We start from the raw sequence: 1,633 nt of genomic DNA on the forward strand, positions 1-1,633 counted from the left end.
GTATCAGCATCGTTTACTAATTTGGCTACTTTAGCAGTTCCATCGCAATCAACGATTTCAACAACAGCTCCAACATGTTCATCAGATGGAATATCTACGATAACGAATTACAACGGAGCGTTAATTTACACATTCACACCAGTTGGTCCTACCGCAGGAGCAGGCGGATTGATAAGTGGCATGACAGTTGGTACAAGTTATACGGTAACAGCATCCAACGGAAGTTGTTCATCAGTAGCATCGGCATCGTTTAGTAATTTAGCTATGCTAGTTACTCCAGCGGTTCCAACGATTACTACTACAGCACCAACGTGTGTTGCAGCAGGAACATCAACGATAACGAATTATAATGCAGCCAATACTTACACATTCACACCAGCAGGTCCTACAGCAGGCGCAGGTGGAGTAATTAGTGGAATGACAATTGGCACAAGTTATACGGTTACATCAGGTAATGGAAGTTGTACTTCTGTAGTATCAGCATCGTTTACTAATTTGGCTACTTTAGCAGTTCCATCGCAACCAACGATTTCAACAACAGCTCCAACATGTTCATCAGATGGAATATCTACGATAACGAATTACAACGGAGCGTTAATTTATACATTCACACCAGCGGGTCCTACAGTAGGCGCAGGCGGATTGATAAGTGGCATGGTAGTTGGCACAAGTTATACGGTAACAGCAACCAACGGAAGTTGTTCATCAGTAGCATCGGCATCGTTTAGTAATTTGTTGATGTTAAGCACACCTACAGTTGTAACGGCTGGTGTAACGTTTCAGCCTACATGTACAACGCCTACAGGAATAATTGTAGTTACAGCTCCTTTGGGAGGAACTTTAGAATACAGTATTGATAACGGTATAACTTATCAATCTGGTACTACGTTCTCAGGGCTTTTGCCAAACACTAGTTATATAATAGTTGTAAGAGATATTTCATCTGGATGTACTTCATTGGCTTCAGCAGCAATGAATATAAATTCAGTACCATCTTCGCCAATTATTTCAACGGTTTCAGGATGTAATGGAGCAAGATTTGAAATTACGGCTTCAGTTGATTCGGGAATTGCTACTTATGAATGGTATGACAGTTCGTTGAATTTACTTGGCACATCATCTACAATTGTAATTTCTCAATCAGGTACATATGAAGTTAGAGCAACGGTTGATTCATGTACTACAATTGAATTTGTAACGGTTCAAGTTTTACCATGTACTATTCCAAAAGGAGTTTCGCCAAACAATGATGGAGATAATGATATTTGGGATTTATCTGGATTGAATGTAGAGAGAGCTCAAATTTTCAATAGATATGGAGTTGAAGTTTATAGTAAAGATAATTATGTCAATAATTGGGATGGTAAGACTAACTCAGGTGAAGAATTGCCTACAGCCACATATTATTATGTTTTAAGTTTACCAAATGGTGAGGTGAAAACGGGTTGGGTATATTTAATACGAATGAACTAAAAGCAAATAGATATGAGAAATAAAATTATTCAAATTGTTATTTTGTTAGTTGGTGTATTTGCTTTTGCACAACAAGATCCCCATTATACGCAATACATGTATAACATGAGTGTAATGAATCCGGCATATGCTGGTAGTAAGGAGAACTTATCTATGGGTT

The 1,633-nt window shown here is 38.3% G+C and carries 2 protein-coding genes; both read left to right on the forward strand.

All coding sequences use genetic code 11. The features are described 5' to 3' along the window. Positions 1-1,473: gliding motility-associated C-terminal domain-containing protein (locus B0I03_RS06830; protein ID WP_146603267.1), on the forward strand; the 1,473-nt coding region annotated here is incomplete at its 5' end. A 12-nt stretch (positions 1,474-1,485) separates the two neighbouring features. Then, positions 1,486-1,633: type IX secretion system membrane protein PorP/SprF (locus B0I03_RS06835; RefSeq protein ID WP_146603268.1), on the forward strand; the 148-nt coding region annotated here is incomplete at its 3' end.

The sequence above is a fragment of the Flavobacterium aquaticum genome (genome assembly GCF_003259835.1).
GTDB lineage: Bacteria > Bacteroidota > Bacteroidia > Flavobacteriales > Flavobacteriaceae > Flavobacterium > Flavobacterium aquaticum.